At 39.2% G+C, this 3,062-nt stretch carries 2 protein-coding genes and 2 pseudogenes; 2 read left to right on the top strand and 2 right to left on the bottom strand.

Annotated features, from left to right (window positions below; translation table 11 throughout):
- Both HGJ91_RS15845 and HGJ91_RS15840 read left to right on the top strand, forming a co-directional pair.
- A partial coding sequence (locus tag HGJ91_RS15845; protein WP_291348816.1) for a site-specific DNA-methyltransferase occupies positions 1-619 on the top strand: 619 nt, incomplete at its 5' end.
- 17 nt (positions 620-636) lie between these two features.
- Complete coding sequence (locus HGJ91_RS15840; RefSeq protein ID WP_291348815.1) at positions 637-1,245, top strand: MutH/Sau3AI family endonuclease; 609 nt, start codon at positions 637-639, stop codon at positions 1,243-1,245.
- A gap of 376 nt (positions 1,246-1,621) precedes the next feature.
- On the opposite strand, the pseudogene HGJ91_RS15835 reads toward HGJ91_RS15840, so the two are convergent.
- A pseudogene (locus HGJ91_RS15835) lies at positions 1,622-2,188 on the bottom strand (transposase); the annotation flags it as partial.
- A pseudogene (locus HGJ91_RS16565) lies at positions 2,115-3,052 on the bottom strand (tyrosine-type recombinase/integrase). The pseudogenes HGJ91_RS16565 and HGJ91_RS15835, both read right to left, overlap by 74 nt.
- Positions 3,053-3,062: the final 10 nt, after the last annotated feature.

Here is a 3,062-nt window from a genome sequence, read left to right as displayed (position 1 = left end):
TAAACGAGTTCTAAAGTCTAATGGCTCACTTTGGATATCAGGAACTTATCATTCCATATATGCTTGTGGTTTTGCTCTTCAGAAGCAAGGTTGGCACACAATCAATGATATTTGTTGGTTTAAACCCAATGCAGCGCCTAACCTTTCATGCAGAATGTTTACAGCAAGTCATGAAACGCTAATCTGGGCAAGAAAGGATAAGAAATCAAAACATACGTTTAATTATGATGTGATGAAAAATGGTAACTGGAGTGAAGATTTTATAAAAAAACCAGGAAAGCAGATGAGAAGTGTTTGGGCAATCAATACTCCCAAAAATGGAGAAAAGAAATATGGAAAACATCCGACCCAAAAACCAGAAGCGCTTTTAGAGCGTATTATTTTATCCAGTAGCAATGAAGGCGATATTGTGCTTGATCCTTTTTGTGGAAGCGCAACAACAGGAGTCGCAGCGCTAAGATATAATCGTAGATTTGTTGGAATAGATTTGGAACAAGAATATTTGGACAAATTTGCAATTCCAAGGATTAAAGACGAACTTGAACAGAGAGAGTTGCCGTTATTTTATGCTGAGACACAAGTTAGGGAAGAACAAGTTGAATATGGATTGCTGCCATAGTGTAGGAGATGTTGAGAATGGAAAGAAAGGAAGCGATTGAAAAATTACAGCGGCTTATCGGCAAAGAACTTCATGAATTAGCCAATGAGTTTGGAGTTACCATATATCGAGATGGAAAAGTAAATAAAGGATGGGCCGGACATGTTTTTGAAAGATATTTAGAACTACCAATCAATTCAGCTCAATCACCAAATTTTGGTTCTTGGGAATTGAAATCAATTCCTCTGAAATATAAAAAGAATGGGGAGCTTACTTTCAAAGAAACAATGGCTATTACTATGATTGATCCTGTAAATGTATGTCAAAAAGAGTTTGAGGATAGCCATTTGCTGGCAAAGCTTAAGAAAGCCATAGTCGTTGCCAGAATAGTTGGAGATACTGTAGACGATCCCAGCTATATTCATTCTATTGTTGAGTTTAATTTGCAGGGTGGATTATATGATGCTGTAAAAGCTGACTATGACCTTGTCAGAAATACATTACTTGATCCAAGTAAAGGATTTAAAACATTAACTGGGTATATGGGATATTATATTCAGCCACGAACCAAAGGCGCAGGCCATGGTTCAATATCAAGAGCCTTTTATGCAAGACCTCGATTTTTAAAAAAGTTCATCAAAATATGATTCTAACGAATAAGGATAGATTGTGTGAGGAACGAACCACAATCTATCCTGTGGTTGGACAAGCCCGGTGTGTCTGCATATTCTGTATATAAGAAAATATCTTTTTTTGAACAAGGGGTAGGAAGCGCGTTTTCAAGAAGCGCATTTTTTTCAAGGCGAGGGGGTGCCTTAACCTGCAATAGGCTTCAAAAAATTAACTATTTCATAAAAGTTTTTTTCCTCCTGTTTTGAATGAATTACAAGCCCTTGCCATCAAAAAGAACTATCCTGATCCCCAAATAGCTTGACGAAACCCCAGAACAACCATGGGCGTCTTACAGAGAGGACATTTAAAAACAGGCCTTGGACGGAGTTCAATCCCTTTAATAACAACATGCAAAATCAATTGTATCAGAAACAGCAATTTTTTTGCATTACCATGAAGAAACCCATAGTCTCTGACCCTACGAAACCCTTTGGGTAGAACATGCTGCATGATCAGATGCAAAAAATCCTCACCTTTGAGGGTGCGATATAGTGTATTGCCGGTCTTGCTTTCAATATACTTAAAAGTTACCTGACCATTTTGATTGGATACAATATTTTTTTCACTGATAACACCACGGTATAAATATTTGGATAAGTATTTCAGGGCGGTTATTCCTTTTCCAACATGCTTGCAATCAACTACCCATTTTGGGGGAACGTTTTTGGGGATGGAAAGTCCGGCTTCATTTAAAGCCGTCAGAAAACGGGCGCGAAAGACCTTTGCCATAGCAAATTCATTAAATAAATATTTTCCCTTTATCTTTTTCCATTGACGTCTGCGTTTGTCAACACCGCCGCCTGGCACTATTACATGTATATGAGGATGAAAATCCCGTCTTCTGTTATGAGTGTGCAATACCATGGTCATACCTATTTCCGCCCCAAGATTTTTTGGATTCAAACCAAAATCCTTCAGGGTGCCGGCAACACAAAGGAAAAAAATAGAAAACACTATTTTCTGATAATACCTTCCTTAAATCGACATGAAGGCTGTTAATCATTTCATTAATGGTGATCATACTGTCTTTTTCAGTGACATCAGTCAGATGAGCATAACGTGCAGTTGTCGTAGGACTGGCATGGCCGAGCAGGGCTTGAATATGACGAAGGCTTAAGCCGCGTTCAAGGAGATGGGTAGCAAATGAGTGGCGAAGGGAGTGTATATGGACTTTTTTTTAATGCCACATTCTGTGACCACCATTTTCATGGCTTTTTGTGCACCGCCTTTGTCCATATGAGTTGTTGCCTGTTGAATTGTTTTAAGAGAGCCGTTGGCATTAGGAAATATCAAATTTGGATGACGATGCTTACTCCAGAGTGTACGCAATGCCAGCAACGTGAGATCAGGTAATGGTACCAGCCGATCTTTATGTCCTTTGCCACGGCGGATATGAACCCGTTTGAGCCCGGCATCAATATCACCGACTTGAAGAGATAAGGCTTCTTCTAAACGAAGTCCCATTGAATAGGTAGTTAATAAAAAAACACGATAGCGCAGTTTTCGTGTTTTCCCAATGAGTTGCTCTATTTCATTAGGGGTAAGAATATCAGGTATCGTATGGATTTTTGGAGGCTTTATAATATTAACCCATTGCCAATCAAGTTTGAGCACATACCGCCAATAGAATTGCAGGCCATTTCGATCTATTTTGACTGTGCTCCATGAGTGGCTTTCAACCAGCTCTCCAAAATAGATTTCTAATTGTTCCGTGGTCAATTGATCGGGGCAGCAATCAAAATGTTCACTGACTCGACGTACAGCCCGAGAGTATGCATCAATGGTTTTCTGA

The sequence above is a fragment of the Desulfobacula sp. genome (genome assembly GCF_014237455.1).
Taxonomy (GTDB): Bacteria; Desulfobacterota; Desulfobacteria; order Desulfobacterales; family Desulfobacteraceae; genus Desulfobacula.
This window is presented reverse-complemented; position numbering and strand designations above follow the sequence as displayed.